Origin of the sequence: Pseudomonas helleri (assembly GCF_009600315.1) — a bacterium.
GTDB lineage: Bacteria > Pseudomonadota > Gammaproteobacteria > Pseudomonadales > Pseudomonadaceae > Aquipseudomonas > Aquipseudomonas helleri_A.
Map to the genome: position 1 here is coordinate 1 of NZ_WIWC01000056.1, position 25,616 is coordinate 25,616.

Below are 25,616 nucleotides of genomic sequence, written 5' to 3' on the forward strand. Positions count from 1 at the left end.
CGGCTCTCCCGGCATCCATGCCGGTCGACCCACTCCGCGAAACCTCCACTCGGCCTCCCGAAGGGGCGGCAGATCAAGATCAAAAGCCAGATAAAAAGCCAAATCACAAGCCAGATCACAAGCCAAATCACAAGCCAGATCACACGCTCGCTGACTTGCCACGAGGCTGCGGCAACCAGCCCATCGCAGCCTTCGTTCCTCGTCAGCGACTACACATCAACACCCCTCTATGACGCTGATAGGTGGAGTCAAACCGCCCAACTCCCTACAATCGTACCCACGCTTAAAAGGAGACGCCCCCATGCTGATGGTGATTTCACCCGCTAAAACCCTCGATTACGAAACGCCGCCAGCCACTGCGCGCTTTACTTTGCCGCAGTACCTGGACCACTCACAGGTGTTGATCGAGCAACTGCGTGAATTAAGCCCGCAACAGATTGGCGAGCTGATGCACCTGTCCGATAAGCTTTCAGGCCTTAATGCCGCCCGTTTCGGCAGCTGGACTCCGGCCTTTACCCCTGAAAACGCCAAGCAGGCACTGCTGGCCTTCAAGGGCGATGTATACACCGGCCTGAATGCCGTGGATTTCAATGAAGACGACTTTGACTACGCGCAAACCCATCTGCGCATGCTCTCGGGCCTTTACGGCCTGTTGCGTCCGCTGGACTTGATGATGCCGTACCGGTTGGAGATGGGCACCAAGCTGGCCAACGCGCGCGGCAAGGACTTGTACGCCTTCTGGGGCACACGAATCAGCGAGTGGCTCAATGAAGCACTGGCCGAACAAGGCGATGATGTGTTGCTCAATCTGGCCTCCAACGAGTACTTTTCAGCCGTCAAAAAATCAGCCTTGAACGCACGCATCATTAATACCGAATTCAAGGACCTGAAGAACGGTCAGCACAAGATCATCAGCTTTTATGCGAAAAAGGCCCGCGGCATGATGAGCCGCTTTGTGATCAAGGAACGCATCAACACCCCTGAGCACCTCAAGCAATTTGACGCTCAGGGTTATCGTTACAGCGCCGAGCAGTCGAAACCCGACCTGCTGGTTTTTTTACGCGATCACGCCCCCGAGTAATCCCGCCTTTTTTCGACGCACCTCAGCTCACTGAGTGTGCGTCGCACCTCGTTGCGCCCTCCACACCCCCTCGATAAATATAAATTCACTCGACAAATGTGACTTTTTTTCATAGTGGCACTTAATTTTTTTTCGAGTAGTGGCACAAAACTATCGCGGCGAATGAACTACCTGTAACTAAAGGGCGAAACCTTTGGGGCCATCACTTTGCAACCAGTGCCATCTTTTGCAACATATCCCGTAATAACTAAAAACGAGATCAGCGGGCTGGAACTATGTACAGAAGCACCGCTCATAGAATCCGTAACAATTATTACCGAGCTTGTAGGAAATGACTTACGCAGCACTCATAAAATAAACGCTTAACACACTCTGGCCAGCCGGGGTGTGGTAACCAAAAGCGAATCACCTGCTCAACGCCTTCGTGCCATATAAATCAATGGCTTGAGGTATCCCCCTGCGTGTATCTGCGGAGGATGGCTCAGCCAGATTGTCCTACAAGACATTAAGTAGCTGCACTTTAAAAGTGCAACTTAAACAGCGTTGAAACATAACAGTGCCTGTTCACGGTATTGCGGGTTAGTTACGCCGTAATTCCAGATTCACCCTTATTTTTTAACTTAGGCCACTCAGTGGCTTGAACATGACAGAGGTCAATTACGATGCGCATCAGCATATTTGGTTTGGGTTACGTCGGCGCCGTATGTGCCGGTTGTCTTTCTGCCCGCGGCCATGAAGTTATTGGCGTTGATATTTCTCAAGACAAGATTGACCTGATCAACCTTGGCAAATCGCCCATCGTTGAACCGGGCCTTGGCGAGCTGCTGGCTCAGGGTATTCAAACGGGCCGTCTGCGCGGCACCACCAACTTTGCTTCGGCCATCCGTGACAGCGACCTGTCGATGATCTGCGTCGGCACGCCGAGCAAGAAAAACGGTGATCTGGAACTCAACTACATCGAAGCTGTGTGCCGCGAAATCGGCGCTGTGCTGCGTGAAAAATCCAGCCGTCACACCATCGTTGTACGCAGCACCGTGTTGCCGGGCACCGTAAAAAACGTGGTTATCCCGATTCTCGAAGAATGCTCGGGCAAGAAAGCCGGCGTTGATTTCGGCGTTGCCGTAAACCCTGAATTCCTGCGTGAAAGCACCGCCATTGCCGACTACGACCTGCCGCCAATGACCGTGATCGGCGAGTTCGACAAGGCCTCCGGCGATGTACTGCAATCACTGTACGAAGAACTCGACGCACCGATTATCCGCAAGGACATCGAAGTGGCCGAGATGATCAAGTACACCTGCAACGTGTGGCACGCCACCAAAGTGACCTTCGCCAACGAAATCGGCAACATTGCTAAAGCAGTGGGTGTTGATGGCCGTGAAGTGATGAATGTGGTCTGCCAGGACAAAACCCTGAACCTGTCGCAGTACTACATGCGCCCAGGCTTCGCGTTCGGCGGCTCATGCCTGCCTAAAGATGTCCGCGCCCTGACCTACCGCGCCGGTTCGCTGGACGTAGAAGCGCCGCTGCTCAACTCGCTGATGCGCAGTAACGAATCGCAAGTGCAGAACGCTTTCGACATCGTTGCCAGCCACGACAAACGCAAAGTCGCCCTGCTCGGTTTGAGCTTCAAGGCCGGTACCGATGACCTGCGCGAAAGCCCGCTGGTCGAGCTGGCCGAAATGCTGATCGGCAAAGGCTACGACCTGAGCATCTACGACACCAACGTCGAATACGCTCGTGTTCATGGCTCGAACAAAGAGTACATCGAATCGAAAATCCCTCACGTTTCGTCCCTGCTCAACTCGGACTTCGACGCTGTGATCAATAACAGCGACGTGATCATTCTGGGTAACCGCGACGAGAAATTCCGTGCCCTGGCGCAAAACGCCCCGGCCGGTAAACAAGTGATCGACCTGGTGGGCTTTATGGCCAATGCCACAAGCACCACAGGCCGTACCGAAGGCATCTGCTGGTAACACGCTGCCCCTGTAGCCGCTGCCACAGGCTGCGAGTTTTATATCAATCGCAGCCTGCGCCAACGGCTACAGAGTTTGCGCAGTACCGCCTAAATGCTCATACGGAACTCGATTATGCTCAGGCTTAAAAACGGCCTTCTTCAAGCCGCCGGTTGGCTGTTTTATCTCACTCTGTTGATGGGCCTCGCGCTAGCGTTGCCGACCTCTATCTTTGACTCCGAGTCGAAGAACTTTATTTTCCTGATTGGCGCCGTGGGTATCTGGCGCTACTCAATGGGTATCACGCACTTTGTGCGCGGGATGCTGTTTTTATATGTGGTGTACCCCCACTTGCGCCGCAAGGTTCGCAAGCTGGGTAAGGCGGCTGACCCGTCGCATGTGTTTTTGATGGTCACCAGTTTTCGAATCGATGCACTGACCACCGCCCAGGTGTACAGCTCGGTGATTCGTGAAGCGATTGACTGCGGCCTGCCGACCACCGTGGTGTGTTCGCTGGTTGAAATGTCCGACGAGCTGCTGGTCAAGAGCATGTGGCAGCGCCTTAACCCGCCTGACCGCGTCAAACTGGACTTTGTGCGCATTCCCGGCACCGGTAAACGTGACGGCCTGGCCTATGGCTTCCGCGCCATCTCCCGACACATGCCGGACAACCGCGCAGTGGTCGCGGTGATCGACGGTGACACCGTGCTCGCGCAAGGTGTGGTGCGTAAAACCGTGCCGTGGTTTCAGCTGTTCGGCAATGTCGGCGGCCTGACCACCAACGAATTCTGCGAAGTGCGCGGCGGCTACATCATGAGCGAATGGCACAAGCTGCGCTTTGCTCAACGCCACATCAACATGTGTTCGATGGCCCTGTCCAAGCGCGTGCTGACCATGACCGGACGCATGTCTGTGTTCCGTGCCAACGTGGTGACTGACCCCGACTTTATTGCCGATGTGGAAAGTGACTCGCTGCAACACTGGCGTCTGGGCCGCTTCAAGTTTCTGACCGGCGACGACAAGTCCAGCTGGTTCAGCCTGATGCGTCTGGGCTACGACACCTTTTATGTCCCGGACGCGGCGATTCACACCGTGGAACACCCGCCGGAAAAAAGCTTTATCAAAGCCAGCCGCAAGCTGATGTTCCGCTGGTACGGCAACAACCTGCGCCAGAACGCCCGCGCGTTGGGGCTGGGTGTTAAACGCCTGGGTGCCTTCACCAGCGTGGTGCTGTTCGACCAGCGTGTGTCGATGTGGACTTCCCTGCTGGGCCTGACCGTGGCGCTGATTGCGACGGCCAAATACGGCATCACCTTCCTGATCGCCTACCTGCTGTGGATCGGCATCACCCGCTTGATTCTGACCCTGTTGCTGGCCTGTTCGGGCCACACCATCGGCCCGGCTTACCCAATCATTCTTTATTACAACCAGATCGTTGGGGCACTGGTGAAGATCTACGTGTTCTTCCGCATCGACCAACAATCCTGGACCCGTCAGGACACCAAATTGACCCGTGATCTGGCCAGCTTTCAACGTTGGTTCAACACCTGGTCGTCTCGAACCATGACCTTCTCGGCTGCCAGCATTTTTGTGGCTGTGCTGCTGACGATGGTCTGAACCGACTCGACCGAATTAATCAGGAATAAGACCCATGAACACTCAAGTTAACGCCAACGTTGTCCACGAATCCGAAGCCCAGCGCCAACATGCGCGGGTCAAAATCCCGGCCAAGCTGCGCTTTCTCACGGCCGAACGCGCGCCGATGGAAGCCAGCCTGATCGACCTCTCGGCCGGTGGCCTGAGCTTCAACGCCGCCAACCAGACGTTCAAGGTCGGCGACGTATTTAAAGGCCGCCTGCAATTTCTGGTGGATAACCTCGGCCTGACCATGGACGTCGACCTGCTGGTGCGCAATGTCGACCGCCAGACCGGCCGCGTCGGCTGCCAGTTCCAGAACCTCGACCTGCAAGACATCGCCACCTTGCGTCACTTGATCACCTCACACCTGAGCGGCGACATCGTGACCATGGGCGAAATGCTCGCCACCCTGCAACGTGACAACTTCACTAAAGCGCGCAAGGTCAAGGATGGCGGCAGCGGCATGACCCCGTTCGGGCGCATGAAAGCCGTGGTGCTCAGCGCCGGTGTGTTTGTGGTCGGTCTGGTGGCGTTTGGTTTTATCGTCAAATCGGTGTACGGCCTGTACTTCGTCACCCACGCGCAATCGGCGCTGGTCAGCGTGCCTGCCTTGAACATCACCATGCCCCGTGACGGCACGGTGCAAAGCCTGATCAAAGACGACAACCTGGCCGCCAACGGTGCTCCGATTGCGACGTTCAGCACCAGCATGCTCGACGTACTCAAAGGCCATCTGGACGAAAACCAGCTGCAACCGCAGAACATCGAAACCCTGTTCGGCAAGCAAATGACCGGCACCCTGACCTCTCCGTGTGATTGCGTAGTGGCGGAACAAGTGGTTGCCAATGGTCAATACGCCAGCAAGGGTGATGTGATCTTCAAACTGGTGCCGCGCACCAGCGAAGCCGGTATCGCGGCACGCTTCAGCTATCGCCAGTTCGGTGACGTTCTGCCGGGCACTCGGGTTAACTTCCAGATTGCCGGTGAAGACGGTCAACGTAGCGGCAAGATCATCAGCAGCACCAGCCTTAACAGCGACGACCTGTCGTCTGACATTCGCGTGCAAATCAAACCTGATGCCCCGCTCGACAGCGCGCTGGCTGGTCGTCCGGTAGACGTGCGCAGCGACCGTGGTCCATCGTTGAACTGGTTGATCGACAAAGCCTCGGCTGCGGGTTTGTAAGCATGACAAGCCCATCTCCCTTTCCATTTCCCGTAGCAGCTGCCGAAGGCGGCGTCCGAGTGCGCAACGCTCGCACTCCTGAGCACGCGCAGGTTCTGACACACCGTGCCAAAGGGTTTTACGGTCGCTTCGCAACCGAACGCAGCCTTCGGCAGCTGCTACGGGGGCAGGCGTTGCTACCACTGGTTGCAGCTATTGCACTGGCTGGCTGCTCCGGCCTGCCGGATCAGCGTCTGGCCAATGAAGCCTTGAAGCGTGGCGATACCGCTACCGCTCAGCGTAACTATCAAGCGTTGTCGGATCTGGGTTACACCGAAGCGCAGGTCGGCCTGGCGGACATCTGGATGACGAATCCAGACGCCGATCAGTTGAAGAAAGCCGAAGCCGCTTACCGCGCTGCCGCGAAAACCTCGCCGCGTGCTCAGGGTCGTCTGGGCCGTTTGCTGGCCACCAAGCCTGATGCGACCGAAGCCGAGTTGCTGGAAGCGCAAACGCTGCTGGAACAGTCCCTGGGCAACGCCGGTTATTACGCCGAGCTGGCCGCTATCTACCAGAAGCGTGGTCAAACTGAACAACTGGCCGAGCTGGTCACGCAGTTGCAAGGCGCGTATCGCAGCGGTGCAGCCTCGGCCAAGAAGGTCGACGGTGTAGCACGGGTTTTGGCCGATCCGACAGTGGGCACACCCGATCCCGAAACGGCGAAATCGCTGCTGGAAAACATCGCCCCCGGCTACCCCGCAGCCTGGGTCAGCCTGGCGCAATTGCTTTATGACTTCCCGGATCAGGGCGACACCGCGCAGCTGCAGGAATACCTGGACAACGGCCGCGCCGCCGACCTGCCCCGCGCCGAGCTGTTGCTGGGGCGCATGTATTACGACGGCAAGTGGATAACCCCGGATGCGAAAAAGGCCGAAGCGCACTTCCAGCGTGCCGTGGACAAAGAAGTCGCGGCGGATTACTACCTGGGCCAGATCTACCGTCGCGGTTATCTGGGCGAGGTGTACCCGCAAAAAGCCCTCGACCATTTGCTCAAGGCTGCGCGTAACGGCCAGAACAGCGCCGACTTCGCCATCGCCCAGTTGTTTTCCCAAGGCAAGGGCACCAAGCCCAACCTGTTGAACGCTTATGTGTTCGGCCAGCTGGCGAAAGTGCAGGACACCCCGCAGGGCAATGAACTGGCGAGCCAGCTCGACGAGCAACTGCCGCCTGAACAACGCGCCGAGGCTGAACGCCTGCTGGAAAAAGAACGCGCCCTGCGCGCCAACCTGTTGCTGCAAGCACAGCTAGAACAAGAACACGGCGAGGAAGCCCTATGACCCTCAATCCCTTTGTGAAAGCGGGCATTGGCTTGTCTTTCGCGCTGCTGTGGTCATGCCCGACCCTGGCCGCCCTGACCGATGAAAAGAACTTCGGCCTTGAGACCAAAATCACTGCCCAGTCCGAAGACGACCGCGACCTCGGCACCCGTGACGGCGGCGACGTTAACGGTATCGCCCTTGACCTGCGCCCATGGGCGTATTTCGAGCACGGCAACTGGAGCGCGTACGTGATGGGTCAGGCGGTGACGTCCAGCGACATCATCGAAACCGACACCCTGCAACAGGCCGATGAGCAGCAATCGAGCAGCAGCGACTCGCGCACCCCGGACAAAAGCTACCTGGCCCTGCGTGAATTCTGGATCGGTTACAAAGGCTTCACCGCCTACCCCGGCGAAGAGCTTCGCATGGGTCGCCAACGCCTGCGCAACGACGACGGCCTGTGGCGCGACACCAATATCGAAGCCCTTAACTGGACCTTCGACACCACCTTGCTGAAGGCTAATCTGGGCGCGGCGCAACGCTTTAGCGAGTACCGCACCGACCTTCACGATCTGGCCCCCGATGACAAGGATCGCCTGCACCTGTTCGGTGATATTTCGGCACAGTGGACACCCGGTCAATGGGTCGGCCTGCGCGCCCACCACACCCACGACGATGGCAAGCTCAAGCATCAAGGTGAAGAAGTCGACTCGCTGGATAAAACCGAGAACGGCGACCTGACCTGGCTCGGTATCGAAGCCAACAGCGACGCGTACAACTACCGCAACACCAACACCGTCAACTATTGGGCCAGCCTCACCGGCATGTCCGGCAAACGTGACAACCTGGCCACCTCCAGTGTGGACGGGCGCACCCTGGCGGGTGCCAAAACCAGTGACAACGTAGACGGCTGGGCCACCGATCTGGGCATTCGTTTGCGCCTTGATCCGAACTGGCAAGTCGGTGCGGCCTATTCCCGCGCCAGCGCCGACTACCAACAGACAGGGCTTGAGAGTAACCGCTCGAACTACACCGGCACTCGCTCGCGGGTTCACCGTTTTGGTGAAGCGTTCCGTGGCGAGATGCAGAACATGCAGAGCGCCACCCTGTTCACCTCATGGCAGTTGCAAGACGACTACGACGCCTCGCTGGTCTACCACAAGTTCTGGCGCGTCGACTCCAGCAAACCGGTGGGCAGTAACGGCATCAACGCCGTGGAAAACAGTGAAGACCCTACCAGTGGCTTGCTGTCCAGCACGTCCCTGCCATTGATCGACGGTAAAAACGACCTTGGTCAGGAAATGGACCTGGTGGTCACCAAGTACTTCAAACAAGGCCTGCTGCCTGCCGCACTGAGCCAGTCGATTGACGAGCCATCGGCACTGGTGCGCTTTCGTGGCGGCGTGTTCAAGCCGGGCGATGCCTACGGCAAGAACGTCGACTCGTACATGCACCGCGCGTTTGTTGACGTGATCTGGCGCTTCTGATGACTACGCCAACGGGAGTGCGTGACATGAATCATCCTGCCCATAAAGGCGCGATCAGCCTGCTGGCTGGCGCGCTGCTGCTGGCCAGTTCGGCCGCCTTTGCCTCCGTCGCGCCGGTAACGCCGACAGTGGCCAAAGAGCTGCAACAAGCCAAAACCTACACCGTCAGCACCGCGCCAACGGCGCCGCTGGACATTCCCAAGCCCGCCCTGCCCGACTTGTCGGGTTACACCCGCGAAGCGGCGGCGGCCAAAATTGTGCGCAGCAAAGCCGGCAAAATCAGCGTGCGCCGCATGATGCAAGAGAACGCCCTGAAAGACTTCATCGGCGGCGATAACAAAATGGCCGAATGGGTGGTGCGTCAAGGCGGCATTCCCCAGGCGATTTTCATCGACGACGGCTATGTAAACCTCAAGGATCTGGCCAAACGCCTGCCCAAGCAGTACTTCAGCGAAACCGCACCGGGTGTGTATCTGGCGCGCTTGCCGATCGTGGTCGGACACCAAGGCATTCTGGACATCGACAGCAGCACCAAAGAGCTGCGTCTGTCCGAAGAAGGCGGCTCCTTCATGGTCAACGATGGCCAGTTGTTTGTGCGTGACACCCAAGTCACTGGCTGGCGTGAAAAGGCCAACGGCCCGGCCACTTTCCGCAATGAAAACGAATTCCGTCCGTTCCTGCTGGCCTGGGGCGGCACCGAGACCTACATCGTCAACAGCAAGATGGCCAGCTTTGGCTACGCCAACAGTAAGTCGTACGGGGTGAGTATTTCCCAGTACACGCCCAACATGGCCAAGGTGGTCAAACGCGATGAGCCCACGGGCTGGATCGTCGACTCCGAGTTCTCGGACATGTGGTACGGCTTCTACTGCTACGAAACCCGCGACTTTGTGGTCAAGGGCAGCACCTACCGCGACAACATCGTTTACGGCATTGACCCCCATGACCGTTCACACGGTCTGATCATTGCCGAGAACGACGTGTACGGCACAAAGCGCAAACACGGCATAATTATTTCCCGTGAAGTGGACGACAGCTTCATCTTCAACAACCGCAGCCACAACAACAAATTGTCAGGCCTGGTGATCGACCGTAATAGCGTCAACAACCTGATTGCCGACAACGACATTTTCCAGAACCACACCGACGGCATCACCCTCTATGAGAGCGGTGACAACCTGTTGTGGGGCAACAAGGTGTTCAACAACCGTCGTCACGGTATTCGGGTGCGTAACAGCGTGAATATTCGGCTTTACGAAAACCTCTCGATGGCCAACGGCCTGACCGGCGTGTACGGCCACATCAAAGACCTGAGCGACACCGACCGCGATATTCACCTCGATCCGTTCGACACCGAAGTGTCACTGATATTGGTGGGTGGCGAGCTGGCCGGTAACGGCAGCGGACCACTGAGCATTGACTCACCCTTGAGCATCGAGCTGTACCGGGTGTCGATGCTGGCCCCGACCAAATCCAGCGGTATCAGCCTGAACGGCATTCTGGGTGAACGTCAGGACGAGATTCTCGACCTGATGGTGCGCCAGCAAAAAGCCGTGCTGATCGACCCCGTTGAACGCCAGACCGAATTGCACGACTGAGGATGACTGTTATGCCCCCGCATTTGATCACGTTGCTGACCGCAGGCCTTCTGCTTGCCAGCGCAGGCGTGCAAGCCGATGAAATCGAAGCCCCGACGTTCACCGCCGAGGACTGCTGCAACCTGTGCCCCGAAGCCCACGACGCGAAGAACTACACCACGCGTTACCAGCAAAACTTCACCACGCTGGTGCAGGCCAAAGGCGACTGGTTGTTCCGTACCCAGGAAGACCTGCGCACCCAATTCGAAACCACGCCCGCAGGCTACAAGCGCATGCAGCAACTGCACGATGCGTTCAAAAGCAAAGGGGTGGAATTGGTCGTGGTCTACCAGCCGACTCGCGGTCTGGTCAATCGCAGTAAATTGATGCCTGCCGAGCGCGCATCCTTCGACTACGACACGGCCCTGAAAAACTATCAGGCCATGCTGGGCCGCTTCGCCAAAATGGGCTACTACGTGCCGGATTTGTCGCCGCTGACCGATGAACAACAGGCGCACGACTTCTACTTCCGCGGTGATCAGCACTGGACGCCGTATGGCGCAGAACGTACGGCCAAAATCGTCGCCGAAACCGTGAAGAAAATCCCCGGTTTTGCCGACATCCCGCAGCGCGAGTTCGAAACCAAAATCTCCGGGCGCATGGGCAAGACCGGCACCCTGCACAACATGGCCGGGCAACTGTGCGGCACCAGCTACGCCGTGCAGTACATGGACCAGTTCAGCACCGAGCCTAAAGGCGAAGCGGGCGACGGCGACCTGTTCAGCGACGAGGCCAACCCGCAAATCACGTTGGTGGGCACCAGCCACAGCGGCAAGAACTACAACTTTGCCGGCTTCCTGGAGCAAAACATTGGCGCGGACATCCTCAACGTCGCCTTCCCCGGCGGTGGTCTGGAAGGCTCGATGTTGCAGTACCTGGGCAGCGACGAGTTCCAGAAAACACCGCCCAAGGTGCTGATCTGGGAATTCTCGCCACTGTATCGCCTCGATCAGGAAGTCACCTATCGCCAAATGATGTCGCTGCTGGGCAACGGTTGCGAAGGCAAACCTGCGCTGCTGAGCAAAAACACCACGCTCAAGCCCGGCACCAACCAGTTACTGGTCAATGGCACCAACAAGCCGTTGCACAACGCCAACCATCAAATTGACATCCGCTTCGCCGACCCGTCGGTGAAAACCTTGCAAGCCACCCTCTGGTACATGAACGGTCGCCACGAGACTTTGAAAATCGACAAGCCGACAACCTCCGACACAGACGGACGTTTCGCCTTTGAACTGCGCACCGATGAAGACTGGGCCGACCAGAACCTGTTGGCGCTTGAAATTCAGGGCCCGGATGACGCGGGTGATGCGCAAAAAGTCGAAGCCAAACTCTGCACACGCAACGTATTCCCCACCTCTGCGCAGCACACCGCGCAGGCCGGACGATGAGGTTTCTGATGCCAACTGCACCGATCAATTTACGCACACTGCTGGCGCCGACCCTGTTGGGCTTGGCGATGTTTGCCAGCAGCGCCAACGCCGCCGCGCCCCTGCGCCCGCCGCAGGGCTATTACGCCCCGATTGAAGCGTTCAAGACCGGCGATTTCAAAAACGACTGCACGGCCATGCCGCAGCCGTATACCGACAAGCTGGAATTTCGCAGCAAGTACGAAGGCTCGGACAAGGCCCGTTCGACCTTGAACGTGGATTCGGAAAAAGCTTTTCGTGAAGCCACCAAGGGCATCACCACGCTGGAGCGCGGCACCAGCAAACAAGTGATGCAATTTATGCGCGACGGCCGCCCCGAGCAGCTCGATTGCACCTTGAACTGGCTGAGCGCCTGGGCCAAGGCCGATGCGTTGATGAGCAAAGACTTCAACCATACCGGTAAGTCCATGCGCAAATGGGCGCTGGGCAGCATGGCCTCGTCTTACTTGCGCCTGAAGTTTTCCGAGTCGCAACCCTTGGCCAAGCACCCTGAGCAGGCGCAGATGATCGAGGCCTGGTTCAGCAAAATGGCCGATCAAGTGGTCAGCGACTGGGATGATCTGCCGCTGGTCAAAACCAACAATCACTCGTACTGGGCCGCCTGGTCAGTGATGGCCACGTCCATCGCCACTAACCGCCGCGACCTGTTCGACTGGTCGGTGAAAGAGTTCAAGGTGGGGGCCAATCAGGTCGACGCCCAAGGTTATTTGCCCAACGAGATGAAACGTCAGCAACGGGCGCTGGCTTACCACAACTACGCCCTGCCACCGCTGGCGATGATCGCCAGTTTTGCACTGGTCAATGGCGTGGACCTGCGCAACGAAAACAATGCGGCGCTCAAGCGCTTGGGCGAACGCGTGTTGAGCGGGGTGAAAGACCCGGACGAGTTTGAAGACAAGAACGGTAAAGAGCAGGACATGACCGACTTGAAGGTAGACGCCAAGTTCGCCTGGCTGGAACCGTTCTGCACGCTCTACACCTGTGCGCCTGAAGTCATTGAGCGCAAGCGCGAGATGCAACCGTTCAAGACATTTCGACTGGGCGGGGATTTGACCAAGGTGTACGACCCGGCTCACGACAAAGGCAAATAACGCTGCCCTCACGCTAATTAAAAGCAAACGCAGCCAAGCCCCCTCTCCCTCTGGGAGAGGGTTGGGGTGAGGGTCGATCAAACGACACCGACCCCCAGAAGAAACACAAACACCCTCCCCTATTTTCACGGGGGGGTTTGGGGGGGCTGAGCCCTTTATTGTTGGTCCACACGGAGAGGTCAGGATGGTTTTTTCATCCAATGTGTTCCTGTTTTTATTTTTACCGGTGTTTCTCGCCCTCTATTACTTGAGCGGCCAACGCTATCGCAACCTGCTGTTGCTGATCGCCAGCTATGTGTTTTATGCCTGGTGGCGCGTGGACTTTTTGGCGCTGTTTATCGGTGTCACCGTCTGGAACTACTGGATCGGCCTCAAAGTCGGCGCCGCTGGTGTGCGCACCAAACCTGCACAACGCTGGCTGTTGCTGGGCGTGGTGGTCGATCTGGGGATTCTGGGCTACTTCAAGTACGCCAACTTCGGCGTCGACAGCATCAACGCGATGATGAATTCGGCCGGTCTCGACCCGTTTATCCTCACTCACGTACTGCTGCCGATCGGTATCTCGTTCTATATTTTCGAGTCCATCAGCTACATCATCGACGTGTACCGCGGTGACACCCCGGCCACCCGCAACCTGATCGACTTTGCCGCGTTTGTGGCAATTTTCCCGCACTTGATCGCTGGCCCCGTGCTGCGTTTTCGTGACCTGGCCGATCAGTTCAACAACCGCACGCACACCCTCGACAAGTTCAGCGAAGGTGCCACGCGGTTTATGCAGGGCTTTATCAAAAAGGTGTTTATTGCCGACACCCTGGCCGTGGTCGCCGATCACTGCTTCGCCTTGCAGGACCCGACCACGGGCGATGCCTGGCTAGGCGCACTGGCCTACACCGCGCAGTTGTATTTTGACTTCTCCGGTTACAGCGACATGGCCATCGGCCTGGGCTTGATGATGGGTTTCCGCTTTATGGAAAACTTCAAACAGCCGTACATCAGTCAGTCGATCGCCGAGTTCTGGCGGCGCTGGCACATCAGCCTCTCCACCTGGCTGCGCGACTACCTGTACATCACGCTGGGCGGCAACCGTAAAGGCACGCTGACCACCTACCGCAACCTGTTCCTGACCATGTTGCTGGGCGGTCTGTGGCACGGCGCAAACATCACTTACATCCTCTGGGGTGCCTGGCACGGCATGTGGCTGGCGATTGAAAAAGCCTTGGGCCTGAACACCAACCCACGTGCGCTTAACCCGATTCGCTGGGCCCTGACCTTCCTGATCGTGGTGATTGGCTGGGTGATTTTCCGCGCCGAAAACCTGCACGTGGCCGGTCGCATGTATGGCGCCATGTTCAGCTTCAACGAATGGTCGCTGTCGGAACTGACCCGCGCCAACCTCACCGGCCTGCAAGTGGCAACCCTGATCGTGGCTTACCTGACGCTGGCCTTCTTCGGCCTGCGCGACCTGTACCGCCGACCGACCGAACTGGACGTCAGCAAGGCCCAGGCAGTGCCGGCCGACTGGTCACGCTATGCACTGCGCAGTGTGATTGGCCTGCTGTTTGTGGCTTCGATTTTCAAACTCTCGGCGCAAAGCTTCTCGCCGTTCCTGTACTTCCAGTTCTAAGGGGAGCCGACCATGAACCGAACATTACGCATCGTTTACGTCACCAGCTTCTGCGGCCTGCTACTGGGGTTGGGAGCGGTTTCGCTGCGCAGCTTTATGGGCTTCAACACGCCGCCCGAAACCACCGTGCTTAACGGTCATTGGAGCAAAGCCGTCGAGACCCATTACGACGACGAATTCCCGATCAAGCGGTTGGGTACCAACCTCTGGGCTGCGCTGGACTTCACTCTGTTCAATGAAGGCCGTCCGGGTGTGATTCTGGGCCGCGACCAGTGGCTGTTCAGCGATGAAGAGTTCAAACCCTGGCCCAACGCCGAACACAACGTGGCGGGCAATTACGCGCTGGTTGAAGGCGTGCGCCAAACTCTGAAGGCCCACGGCATCAAGCTGGTGATGGCCGTGGTGCCGTCCAAAGTGCGCTTGTATCCCGAGCACATGGGTGACAAACGCCCGGCGTCGATCCATGCCGATCTGTACCGCGACTTTCATGCGCAATTGGCCGCCAGTCAGGTGATCGCTCCGGATCTGCTCGGCCCGTTGCAACAGGCCAAGCAGGCGGGCGCGCAGGTGTTTTTGCGCACTGACACCCACTGGACGCCAGACGGTGCGCAAATCGCCGCACAGCAACTGGCCAAGGCTGTCGGTGCTCAATTTCCCCTGAGTGGCGAGCCGCAACAGTTTGTGACCGAGGTTGAAAAAACCGAGCAGCACAACGGCGATCTGGAGCGTTTCCTGCCACTGGACCCGCTGTTCAGCCACCTGCTGCCGCCGTCCGAACCGCTGGAAAAACGCACCACCCGCGCCGCCGATGCCGCGCCTGAAAGCGCCGACAGTTTATTCGCTGACAGCGAAGTGCCGGTCACGCTGGTGGGCACCAGCTACAGCGCCAACCCTAACTGGAACTTTGTCGGCGCCTTGAAACAAGCGCTGCGCAGTGACGTGATCAATGACTCCAAGGACGGCCACGGCCCCATCCTGCCGATGCTCGCTTACCTGAAAAGCGATGCCTTCAAGAACACCCCGCCCCAAGTGCTGATCTGGGAATTCCCGGAGCGCTACCTGCCGGTGGACAACGACATTGGCGACGCTGATCCGAAGTGGGTCGCGAGCTTGAAAGAAGCGGGCGCACGCGCGCCGCAACTTGCACAGAACACAGCCAAATCCGAGACGCCCAACCGGGCGCAAAACTGAAAGAGAGGTTCAACTTATGTCCATTAAAGCGATGCCGTTCAAACCTGCTCCACGTCGTCTCGCCAAATCTATCGCACTGATGGCCGGCCTCAGCCTGCTGTCTCTGCAAGCCTGGGCCGGTGGCGATGCCGCGCTCTATGGCCCGAGCGCCCCGAAAGGGTCGAGCTTTGTCCGCATCTTCAACGCCAGCAATCAGGAAGTCAGCGCCACCGTGGGCAACACCGCGCTGGACGATGTGGCGCCACTGGGCAGCAGCGATTTCAGTTTTATGCCCCAAGGCGATTACAGCGCCAAGGTCGGTAGCCAAAACGTGCCGGTCAAACTGGCGGCCGATCACTACTACACGCTGGTCAACACCGGCAGCGGCCAACCGCAGCTGATTGAAGAACCACCCTTCAAGAACAAGCAAAAGTCGCTGGTACGGGTGCAGAACCTGACCGACAAGGCGCTGACCCTGAAGACCGCTGACGGCAAGACCGAAGTGGTGAAAACCGTCGCGGCCAAGAGCCGGGGCGAGCGTGAAATCAACCCGGTGAAGGTCAGCTTTGCCCTGTTTGACGGCGACAAGAAAGTCAGCGACCTCAAGCCGGTAGCGCTGGAACGCGGTGAAGCCGCTGTTCTGTACATCACGGGCAGCGGCAGCAGCCTGGCACCGACCTGGGTAAAACGCCCGGTATCGACTCGTTAATTCCCCTTTTTTAAAATTTTTGGAGAGACAACATGATTCCGGTAATTCTTTCAGGTGGTAGCGGTTCGCGTCTGTGGCCTTTGTCGCGCAAGCAATTCCCCAAGCAGTTTCTGGCCCTGACCGGCGAACAGACCCTGTTCCAGCAAACCCTGGAGCGTCTGGTGTTTGACGGCATGGACACGCCAATTGTGGTCTGCAACAAAGAACACCGCTTTATCGTCAACGAACAACTGGCCAACCGTAAGCTCGACACGCAGCGCATCCTGATGGAACCGTTTGGCCGCAACACGGCACCGGCCGTGGCCCTGACCGCGATGATGCTGATCAACGAAGGTCGCGACGAATTGATGCTGGTGCTGCCTGCCGACCACGTACTCGAAGACCAGAAAGCCCTGCAACGTGCCTTGGCGCTGGCGACAGTTGCCGCTGAACGTGGCGAACTGGTGCTGTTCGGCGTACCGGCGCTCAAGCCGGAAACCGGCTATGGCTACATCAAGTCCGCCACCGATGCCGGGCTGCCGGAAGGCGTTAGCCGCGTTGAATCCTTTGTCGAAAAACCGGATGCCAAGCGCGCTGCAGAGTTCGTCAAAAACGGCGGTTATTTCTGGAACAGCGGCATGTTCATGTTCCGCGCCAGCCGCTTCCTGGAAGAGCTGAAAAAGCATGACCCGGACATCTACGACACTTGCCTGCTGACACTGGAACGCAGCCATCAGGACGCTGATACCGTGGACATCGACGAAGCCACCTTCGCGTGCTGCCCGGACAACTCCATCGACTACGCCGTGATGGAAAAAACCGAGCACGCCTGTGTGGTGCCATTGTCGGCGGGCTGGAGCGATGTGGGTTGCTGGTCGTCGCTGTGGGACGTCAATGAAAAGGACGTCAACGGCAACGTCAGCAAAGGCGATGTGGTGATTCAGGACAGCACCAACTGCATGATTCACGGCAATGGCAAGCTGGTGTCGGTGATCGGCCTGGACAACATCGTGGTGGTCGAAACCAAAGACGCCATGATGATTGCCCACAAAGACAGCGTTCAGGGCGTCAAACAGATGGTCAACACCCTCAACGCGCAAGGCCGCAGCGAAACCCAAAACCACTGCGAGGTTTATCGTCCGTGGGGTTCGTATGACTCGGTGGACATGGGTGGCCGTTTCCAGGTCAAACACATCTCCGTCAAGCCGGGCGCTTGCCTGTCTCTGCAAATGCACCATCACCGTGCTGAGCACTGGATTGTGGTGTCGGGTACGGCCGAAGTGACCTGCGACGAGAATGTGTTTTTGCTGACCGAGAACCAGTCGACCTACATCCCGATTGCCTCGGTTCACCGTTTGCGCAACCCGGGCAAGATCCCGTTGGAAATCATTGAAGTGCAGTCCGGCAGCTATTTGGGCGAAGACGACATTGAGCGTTTTGAAGATGTGTACGGGCGTTCGACCCCGGTTGAGCGCGGCGTCTCGATCAAAACCATCGCGCAGTAAATTTTTGCAATAATTGCGGCCAATCACAGCAACTGCCTGTGATTGGCCTTTTTTTCGGCCCCGTTTAACCCCCGCCCCCCCTCCTCGACTATCGCGCGCTTCGCCTGCGCTTGTCGCGCACGTATCGACGGCGTACTTTCGCGCTTTCAATTCGAGTCAGGATTCATTTATGCCCATTGCCCTCATTACCGGCTGCTCCAGTGGCATAGGCCGTGCCTTGGCCAACAATTTCAAGGACGCAGGTTATGAGGTGTGGGCCACGGCCCGAAAGCCTGCAGATGTCGCGCAGCTAAAGGCCGCCGGGTTTGTCGCGGTGCAACTGGACGTCAATGACAGCCTTGAAGTGGATCAACTCAGTGCCCGCCTCAAACAACACGGCCAAGGCCTGGATGTGTTGATCAACAATGCCGGTTACGGCGCTATGGGGCCGTTACTCGATGGCGGCGTGAAGGGCTTGCAGCAGCAGTTCGAAACCAATGTGTTTTCGGTGGTGGGCATCACCCGGGCGTTATTTGAGCCGTTGCGCCGTAATCGGGGGCTGGTGATCAATATCGGCAGCGTTTCGGGGGTGTTGGTTACGCCGTTTGCCGGCGCTTACTGTGCCTCCAAAGCCGCCGTACATGCTTTGAGTGATGCCCTGCGCATGGAGCTTGCCCCGTTCGGGATTCGGGTGATGGAGGTTCAGCCGGGGGCCATCGACACGCACTTTGGCAAAAATGCCAGCGCGCAGGCCGAACAACTGATTGCTGAAGGTTCGCCGTGGTGGCCCGTGCGCGACGGGATTCGCGCCAGAGCCAACGCCTCGCAAGACAACCCCACCCCCGTTGCAGCCTGTGCCAAGGCGGTGTTTGACGCGGCGCGCAAAACCCGTCCACCGGCCTTGCTGCGCGTGGGTAATGGCAGCCGGGCCATGCCCTTGCTGGCGGCATTGTTGCCCCGTGCGCTGCTGCAAAAAATCCTGATGAAGCGCTTTGGCTTAACCGGCTCGTTGTAGTCGCTGACCGAATCACCCTTTTTACGGTCGCTGCGCAACCGGACGTCGCCTTCGGCAACTGCTACGCCATTTCCCTCCCCCCGTAGCAGCTGCCGAAGGCTGCGTCCGGCGGCGTAGCCGTCGTAAGACCTGACACGCCTTTGCGAGCGCTTCGCACTCGATCGCAGCCTTCGCTCCTCGTCAGCGGCTACACACGCTCTCAACGTGTCCTATGCTTGCACCTTCACAGTGCTGCCCTGCTCAACGAGAGACTTATGACTGACTATTCGCCCTACTTCGACCTTGTCGAAGAAACACTCACCGAGATCGAGAACTGGTTCAGCGGCCTTTCCAGCGTGCTACCCACCTTGCTGGCGCGTTTTTCAAATGAGTTTTCGATGATCACACCCAGCGCCAAAGTGCTGGATATTGACGGGATGGAGGAGTTGTTCGAGCAGCTGCGAGGCACCCGCCCAGGGCTGGTGATTACCCTCAGCGAGTTCAAAGGCATCGCCCTTTACGACCAAGGCGCGGTGATCAGTTATCGAGAGCTGCAAGCCGTCGATAACAGAACAATCACCGACCGCCGCGCCACCGTGGTGTTTGAAAAAGACGCCAGCGGCAAGCTGCTCTGGCGTCATTTGCATGAGACGTTTTTCGCGGATTAAAGAAGCATCACTCTGCGGTTTCATCCGTCGGTTTGACAATCACGGTGCAGGTGGTGCCCGCCGCCAGCAAGAAACCGTCGGGGATTTCGTCGATGTGAATACGCACCGGCACCCGTTGGGCCAGTCGCACCCAGTTGAAGGTCGGGTTAACGTCCGCCACCAGCTCACGGCTCACCGGGTTATCGCGGTCATAGATACCGCGCGAGATGCTTTCGACGTGGCCCTTCAACACTTCACCACTCATCATTTGCAGGTCGGCTTTGTCGCCCACGCGGATATGCGGCAGTTTGGTTTCTTCAAAGAAGCCGTACACCCAGAACGAATCCTTGTCGATCACGGCCATTTTCGGGTCGCCGACACGGGCGTAGTCGCCTTTGTGCACGTTGAGGTTGGTCACGTAGCCATCGACTGTCGCCACCACTTTGGTGCGTTTGAGGTCGAGTTTGGCCGCTTCCAGTTGTTGCAGGGCGTGCTGGTAATCGGCAAACGCAGCGCTGGCCAGGTTGCTGGCGTCATCGCGGTTTTCACGTGAGATCACCAGGTTGTCCATCTGTGCCCGGCGCGTCGCATTGAGCTTGCGCATGTCCCACGTGGCTTTGCGCGAGGCGACCAGCGCTTCAGCCTGTTTGACGGCAATTTCGTAATGCTCGGGGTCGATTTCCAGCAGCACGTCGCCCTTTTTCACCAGTTGGTTGTCTTTGACCGGCACGTTGACCACGTAACCGTTTACGTCCGCAGCGACATTGATAATGTCAGCGCGTACCCGGCCATCGCGAGTCCACGGGGTTTCCATGTAATGCACCCACAAGGTCCGGCCGATCCATATCGCAAGGGCCAAAACCAGCAAGGTGGCAAGCAGGCTGAAGAACTTTTTCATCGGTCGGTCTCAACGGTAAACAAGGAGCGCCATGGCGCCAAAAAGACAAGCAAACAGGCTCAGACGCAGCAGCGCCGGATGCCAGAAAAAACGGTACAGGTCATAGCCGGAGAACAGTCGGTCAAAGCCCCAGGCCAGCACGGCCGCGATAAAAAACATCAGGGTCATGGTCGGCATGTAAACACCATGAAAGGCGATTTCACGAGGCATGTTCTACTCCTTGCGGCTGGGCATAAGCCGCTAGCGGTGATTGCGGGTCAAGCAGTGAAGATCGAATGAAGTGAAGGTAGCTCTGCACACGCACCAGCGCCGACGTATCGAAATTACGGGCGAAGGGTTCATCGGTCGCTTGCACCCGATTGATCGCGTGATCGACGGCGATCAGCGCACGTTCGAGGTTACTTTCACTCGGTGCTCTGAACAGCCGCACCAGCGCCCGGCCCATGACCCGGATGGCCTGCCGCCAGGGCTGAGACTCGGCATACGCCGGGTGCACCGGCAAGATGGCTTGTTCCTTGCGCAATTCAATAATCGCGTGGCCCACTTCCAACACCACAAACATCCAGCGCAGCAAGGTGCGTTGCACCTGCGGATTACCGGCAGCCAGACCGTAAGCCTGGTGCATCAGGTCGCGGGTACGGCTTTCAAGGCTGGAACTCAGGCCGCGCAATTTCGGGTTGCTGATGGCGTACACCACTTGCTCACGCAAGTCTTGCTCCAGTCGGCTCCACAACCAGCGGCTGTTGGGTGGCAGGATGATTGCGCCTGCGGCCGCACACACCAGCATGCCCAGCACCATCGCGATGTAATCATTGATGAACTGGTACGGGTTGTAGATCGTCAGGTTGTCGGGCACCGAGCCGGACGTAAAAAAGATCAACAAGCCCAAACCGATCCCGGCGTAATTAGCTCGCGAGGTGAGGAACGAGCCCAGCATGATGACGGGCGTCAGTACCACACACAGCAACGCGAAACCGTCGATATGCGGCAGCACGAAGAACATTTCAATAAAGCCGATGATGGCGCCGAGGAATGTCCCGCAGGCCATTTGAAATGACATGCGTTTGGGGTTAGGTGTGGCCGCCGACAACCCGACCGTGGCCGCTGCGATCAGGGTCATGGTGGCACCACTGGGCCACGCGGTCATCACCCAATAGGTGCCCAGCACAGCCAGAATAAACGCCGCCCGAATGCCCGATGCCGCCGCCGACCACCAGTTGGTCTGCGACACAAAAGGTTGGTCCCACCGCTCGCGTTCGTGAACGTGATCGGCCAGCGAGGCATGGGTCAACGCGTAGTTGTGCAAGTCGTCGACAAAACGGAACAACAGCTCATACGCGGTATTGAAGTCGAGAAAGTCCGAAGGGCTCGGTTCACTTTCCAGAAACCTCACCCGCAAGGCACGCACATGCCCCGGCAGCCCCGCTTTAAACGCGCTGAGCTGTTCAGCCAGCACCACCGCATCCTTGTCGGTCAATGAACGCCCGGCGTAGGTGTCGAGCAACTGCGCGAGCAACTCCAGCTCCGGTTCAATGGCCCCCACCACCAGCACCACACCCCGGCTGCGCAACCGCGCGAGCAATTGGTGCAAGGCGTTAAAGCGTGTGGTGATGGCCATGAACTCGCTGTTCAGACGGCTCAAACGGCCACTGCGACGGCGCATGTGCGGGTCTTCAAACACGGTCACGCTGCGCATGCCTTCCAGACCGACGCTCTCGCCGATGAAGCGCACATTCTTGGCTTCATAGTCTTCCAGCGAAGACTTGCCGCGCAGGCCTTCAGCGACAAAACCGGCGAACACGCCAAAGCGTTTGTACAGCGCGTCATGCATCGCCGCACCCGCCGTTTTAGGCAGGATGGCGGCACTCACCAGGGTTGAACAAAGGATGCCCAGCGAGATTTCCAGCACCCGCCACACGGCCGCCATAAATGCACCGTCCGGATGCGCCAGTGCAGGCAAGCCGACCATAGCCGCGGTATAACCGGCCAACACAAAGCCATAGGCACGAAAGTTACGGCAACGGGCCGCACCTGCCGAGCATATGCCCACCCAGATCGCCATCGCACCGAGGAACAGCACGGTGTTCTGGGCAAACAGGGCAATCAGCGCAACGGTGACTGACGAGCCGGTCAAAGTGCCTAAAAACCGGTAAAAACTTTTGGCAAACACCTGACCGCTTTGGGGCTGCATCACGATAAACACGGTGATCATCGCGGTGCGCGGCTGCGGCAACTCAAGGCGCATGGCCAGCCACAGCGTCAGAAACGCCGCCGTCAGCACCTTGAAAATATGCACCCAGGTCACGCCGTCAGTGCGTGCCCATTCGTAAAAGCCTCGGCGCCATTCCAGGGAATGCAACCAGCGTACCGGGGCGGGTAAATGGTTCATCTACAGGCTCTCAAAATTAGCCATCAGGGTTGAATATCAGCGACTGAACATCGTCATGATTGCCGGTGGTTTGTCGGGCGCGTAACGATCGGCTTTGGGCACATCGTTACCGGCGCCAAGACCACCGCCCAATGCTGTCACCAGTTCAGCGTGAGCACTCAGGCGTGCGGCCTCGACCACCTGCTGAACCTGCTGTTGCTGGAACAACAGGGTTTGCGCATTCAGCACGTTGAGGTAGTCGGTCAAGCCCCGTTGGTAAGCAACCATGGCGATGTCATAGGTTTTCTGCGCGGCTTCAACCGACTCATGGGCAAACACTTGCTGTTTATCCATGGACTCACGTTTGATCAACTGATCGGAAATCCCTTTCAGCGCATTGACCAGCGTCTGGTTGTACTTGGCCACGGCCATGTCATAACCACTGGACGCTACGCCCAACTCGGAGCGCAGACGTCCCCCGTCAAAAATAGGCAGCGAGATGGCCGGGCCGACGTTATAGGTGAGTTTTTTAGCGGTCAGGAACTCCAGCGCACCCCCACCCGTGGCCACAAAACCCAAGCTGGCCATCAAGTTGACATTAGGGTAAAAACCGGCGTGTGCGACGTCAATACCCCGGGCCTGTGCAGCCACTTCCCAACGGCTGGCGACCACGTCCGGGCGTTGGCCCAGCAGTTCAGCCGGCAGGTTGGAAGGCAATTTAAGGGCGGCACCCAGCACCAGTGTCGGACGTTTTAACCGCGCGCCCTCGCCCGGCCCTTTACCGGCCAAGGCGGACAACTGATTGCGGGTCAGGGCAATTTCTTCTTCCTGCGCGTCGATTTTGCGATGAATTTCGGGCAGAGGCGCTTGTGCCTGACTGACCTCAAAATACGTGCCGATACCGCCGTCCAGACGTTTTTGCGCCAGCTCAAGAATCTGCTCTTGCTGATGCAAGGTCGATTCGATGATGTCGAGCTGAGCATAGTGCAGCGACAACTGGATGTAGGCGCGAATCACGTTGTTCTGCAATTCGAGCTGAGCCTGACGGGCTTCTGCAGCCGTCATGTGCGCCATGTCCACGGCTTTTTCGGTGGTGTTGCTGTCCATGCCCCACAAGTCGAGGGAATAACTGAAGCCCAATGAGGCTTCGTTATCCCACGTAGTGGCCTTATCCAGATCGCCGGGACCATAGAGTTGGTCCGACGGCCATCTGTGACGTTTCATGGTCGATCCGCCGGTGACTTGTACCGATTCTTCGGACTCGGCCACGCCCGCCATCGCCTTGGCCTGACGCACGCGCGCAGCGGCCATCGCCATGGTTGGGCTGCCCTGCACGGCCATGCTGATCCAGTCATTGAGTTGCGGATCGCCATAGGCGTTCCACCATTGGGCCTTGGGCCAATTGGCATCTTGCGCGGCGCTTTGTATCGCCTCGTCGGTAGCTAAAGCATTGGGTGCGAGCATTGTGCCTTTGGGGCCAATGCCACCGAAACCGATGCAACCATTTAATGCTAACGATAAAGCCAAAACACTCAGTGTTTTAAGCTCTCTGCTCATGCGACGTGGCACTGCTGCTGATTCCTGAAAAGGAGGGGGGGGGTTAATGCTGAGGGAGACTAGTTTAGGACGTGGCTAACGCAACGATAAGCTGGCAAAACGGTGAATCTTTATTACCGTTACAGGGATAATCCGTTAGTCGTATGTAAAGCTGTCGGTAATGCCAGAAACTTCGTGTCACAATTTGGCGCTGTGTAACTGGTTGCTGTCCCCTTTTAGCCCCTTGAGAGCACTTAATGGACACTTTGCAAAACATGCGCGCCTTCAGTTGCGTAGCCGAAGCCGGAAGTTTCACGGCGGCGGCGGCGATGCTGGACACCACCACCGCTAACGTCTCGCGCGCGGTCTCCAACCTTGAGGCCCACCTGCAAACCCGCCTACTCAACCGCACCACCCGGCGCATCGCCCTGACCGAAGCCGGTAAACGTTATTTACTGCGTTGCGAACAAATTCTGGCTTACGTTGAAGAAGCCGAAGCGGAGGCCAGTGATGCTCACTCGCGCCCTGCTGGCCAACTCAAAGTGCACACCATGACCGGCATCGGTCAGCACTTTGTGATCGACGCGATTGCCCGCTACCGCAAAACCCACCCCGATGTGACCTTCGACCTGACGTTGGCCAACCGCGTGCCGGATTTACTCAACGAGGGTTACGACGTGTCCATCGTACTGGCCAGCGAGTTGCCGGACTCGGGGTTTGTGTCGCAGCGTTTGGGGATTACCTACAGCATCGTGTGCGCGTCCCCCGGCTATGTAAAAGCCAACGGCACTGCCAACAAACCCAGCGATTTGCTTAACCATGCCTGTCTGCGTCTGGTCAGCCCGGTGATTGCGCTGGACAAATGGGTCTTCGAAGGCCCGGAAGGTCAGGAAATGGTGCTGATCAACTCTTCGCCGTTTTTGGTCAACTCGGCCGACGCGATGAAAACCGCGATTACCAGCGGGATGGGTGTGGGGGTGTTGCCGGTGTATGCGGCGATTGATGGTCTGCGCAACGGCACGTTGGTGCGCATGCTGCCCAAGTACCGCTCGCAGGAACTGAACTTGTACGCCATCTATCCTTCTCGTCAGTATCTGGATGCGAAGATCAAAACCTGGGTGGAATATTTGAAAGGCTCGTTGCCGGAGATTTTGGCGGCGCATCAGACTGAGCTGGCGACGTATAGCTGATTGGGGTTTTGATCTGGCTTTTGATTTTGATCTGGCTTTTGATTTTGATCTGGCTTTTGATTTTGATCTGGCTTTTGATTTTGATCTTGATCTCGCTTTTGATCTACCGCCCCTTCGGGAGGCCGAGTGGAGGTTCTGCGCAGTGGGTCGACCGGCATGGATGCCGGGAGAGCCGTGTTGGGCCAAGGATGGCCCGTCACGGCGTGCCCACGGA

Annotated in this window: 20 protein-coding genes and 1 pseudogene; 16 read left to right on the forward strand and 5 right to left on the reverse strand. The window is 58.0% G+C overall.

Features of this window, described 5'->3' with window-relative positions:
* Positions 1–301 precede the first annotated feature (301 nt).
* The 15 genes from yaaA to GHN86_RS21685 all read left to right on the forward strand — a co-directional run bounded on the left by yaaA (position 302) and on the right by GHN86_RS21685 (position 19,431).
* Positions 302–1,081 (forward strand): peroxide stress protein YaaA, encoded by a 780-nt coding sequence (yaaA, locus tag GHN86_RS21615; RefSeq protein ID WP_153382382.1) that lies wholly within the window; start codon positions 302–304, stop codon positions 1,079–1,081.
* A gap of 662 nt (positions 1,082–1,743) precedes the next feature.
* A complete protein-coding gene (locus GHN86_RS21620) occupies positions 1,744–3,060 on the forward strand; it encodes a nucleotide sugar dehydrogenase (protein ID WP_153382383.1) in 1,317 nt (438 codons plus the stop codon).
* A 114-nt stretch (positions 3,061–3,174) separates the two neighbouring features.
* Complete coding sequence (alg8, locus tag GHN86_RS21625; RefSeq protein ID WP_153387268.1) at positions 3,175–4,656, forward strand: mannuronan synthase; 1,482 nt, start codon at positions 3,175–3,177, stop codon at positions 4,654–4,656.
* Positions 4,657–4,690: 34 nt separating this feature from the next.
* The gene (locus GHN86_RS21630; RefSeq protein ID WP_153382387.1) at positions 4,691–5,860 is read left to right on the forward strand and encodes an alginate biosynthesis protein Alg44; all 1,170 of its coding nucleotides are present in this window, start codon (positions 4,691–4,693) and stop codon (positions 5,858–5,860) included.
* 59 nt (positions 5,861–5,919) lie between these two features.
* A complete protein-coding gene (locus GHN86_RS21635) occupies positions 5,920–7,176 on the forward strand; it encodes an alginate biosynthesis protein AlgK (RefSeq protein WP_397462773.1) in 1,257 nt (418 codons plus the stop codon).
* Entirely contained in the window at positions 7,173–8,645 is a 1,473-nt protein-coding gene (locus tag GHN86_RS21640; RefSeq protein ID WP_153382389.1) for an alginate export family protein, read from the forward strand. Before GHN86_RS21635 ends, GHN86_RS21640 begins: the two co-directional genes overlap by 4 nt.
* A gap of 26 nt (positions 8,646–8,671) precedes the next feature.
* A complete protein-coding gene (gene algG, locus GHN86_RS21645; protein ID WP_153382417.1) occupies positions 8,672–10,243 on the forward strand; it encodes a mannuronan 5-epimerase AlgG in 1,572 nt (523 codons plus the stop codon).
* Between the two features lie 11 nt (positions 10,244–10,254).
* Positions 10,255–11,673: an alginate O-acetyltransferase gene (locus GHN86_RS21650; RefSeq protein WP_153387270.1), complete on the forward strand. Its 1,419-nt coding sequence runs from the start codon at positions 10,255–10,257 to the stop codon at positions 11,671–11,673.
* Between the two features lie 8 nt (positions 11,674–11,681).
* Positions 11,682–12,803, forward strand: coding sequence for a mannuronate-specific alginate lyase (locus tag GHN86_RS21655; protein ID WP_153382393.1), 1,122 nt, complete (start codon positions 11,682–11,684; stop codon positions 12,801–12,803).
* A gap of 184 nt (positions 12,804–12,987) precedes the next feature.
* Positions 12,988–14,427: an MBOAT family O-acyltransferase gene (locus GHN86_RS21660; protein ID WP_153382395.1), complete on the forward strand. Its 1,440-nt coding sequence runs from the start codon at positions 12,988–12,990 to the stop codon at positions 14,425–14,427.
* A gap of 12 nt (positions 14,428–14,439) precedes the next feature.
* Complete coding sequence (locus GHN86_RS21665) at positions 14,440–15,618, forward strand: alginate O-acetyltransferase (protein WP_153382397.1); 1,179 nt, start codon at positions 14,440–14,442, stop codon at positions 15,616–15,618.
* 31 nt (positions 15,619–15,649) lie between these two features.
* On the forward strand, positions 15,650–16,306 hold the full coding sequence (locus GHN86_RS21670; RefSeq protein ID WP_228384990.1) for an alginate O-acetyltransferase AlgF: 657 nt from the start codon (positions 15,650–15,652) through the stop codon (positions 16,304–16,306).
* Between the two features lie 32 nt (positions 16,307–16,338).
* Positions 16,339–17,790: a mannose-1-phosphate guanylyltransferase/mannose-6-phosphate isomerase gene (locus tag GHN86_RS21675; RefSeq protein ID WP_153382401.1), complete on the forward strand. Its 1,452-nt coding sequence runs from the start codon at positions 16,339–16,341 to the stop codon at positions 17,788–17,790.
* Between the two features lie 169 nt (positions 17,791–17,959).
* Positions 17,960–18,784 (forward strand): SDR family oxidoreductase, encoded by an 825-nt coding sequence (locus GHN86_RS21680; RefSeq protein WP_153382403.1) that lies wholly within the window; start codon positions 17,960–17,962, stop codon positions 18,782–18,784.
* A gap of 254 nt (positions 18,785–19,038) precedes the next feature.
* Positions 19,039–19,431 (forward strand): DUF4440 domain-containing protein, encoded by a 393-nt coding sequence (locus GHN86_RS21685; protein WP_153382405.1) that lies wholly within the window; start codon positions 19,039–19,041, stop codon positions 19,429–19,431.
* Positions 19,432–19,438: 7 nt separating this feature from the next.
* Here GHN86_RS21685 and GHN86_RS21690 read toward each other — a convergent pair whose 3' ends face one another.
* From GHN86_RS21690 to GHN86_RS21705, 4 genes are read right to left on the reverse strand one after another with little or no spacing between them, the layout of a single operon-like run.
* Positions 19,439–20,308 (reverse strand): HlyD family secretion protein, encoded by an 870-nt coding sequence (locus tag GHN86_RS21690; protein ID WP_153382407.1) that lies wholly within the window; start codon positions 20,306–20,308, stop codon positions 19,439–19,441.
* 9 nt (positions 20,309–20,317) lie between these two features.
* Entirely contained in the window at positions 20,318–20,518 is a 201-nt protein-coding gene (locus tag GHN86_RS21695) for a DUF1656 domain-containing protein (RefSeq protein WP_122786457.1), read from the reverse strand.
* Positions 20,508–22,697 carry an FUSC family protein gene (locus GHN86_RS21700; RefSeq protein WP_153387272.1) on the reverse strand — a complete coding sequence of 730 codons (2,190 nt, stop codon included), beginning with the start codon at positions 22,695–22,697 and terminating at the stop codon, positions 20,508–20,510. Before GHN86_RS21700 ends, GHN86_RS21695 begins: the two co-directional genes overlap by 11 nt.
* Positions 22,698–22,733: 36 nt before the next feature.
* Positions 22,734–24,245: an efflux transporter outer membrane subunit gene (locus tag GHN86_RS21705; protein WP_323369552.1), complete on the reverse strand. Its 1,512-nt coding sequence runs from the start codon at positions 24,243–24,245 to the stop codon at positions 22,734–22,736.
* Positions 24,246–24,469: 224 nt separating this feature from the next.
* Between GHN86_RS21705 and GHN86_RS21710 the strand changes: the two genes are divergently transcribed.
* The gene (locus GHN86_RS21710) at positions 24,470–25,402 is read left to right on the forward strand and encodes a LysR family transcriptional regulator (protein ID WP_153382413.1); all 933 of its coding nucleotides are present in this window, start codon (positions 24,470–24,472) and stop codon (positions 25,400–25,402) included.
* Here the strand turns inward: GHN86_RS21710 and GHN86_RS23745 are convergent.
* Positions 25,375–25,616, reverse strand: a pseudogene (locus tag GHN86_RS23745) (hypothetical protein); the annotation flags it as partial. The gene GHN86_RS21710 and the pseudogene GHN86_RS23745 sit on opposite strands and share 28 nt — an antisense overlap.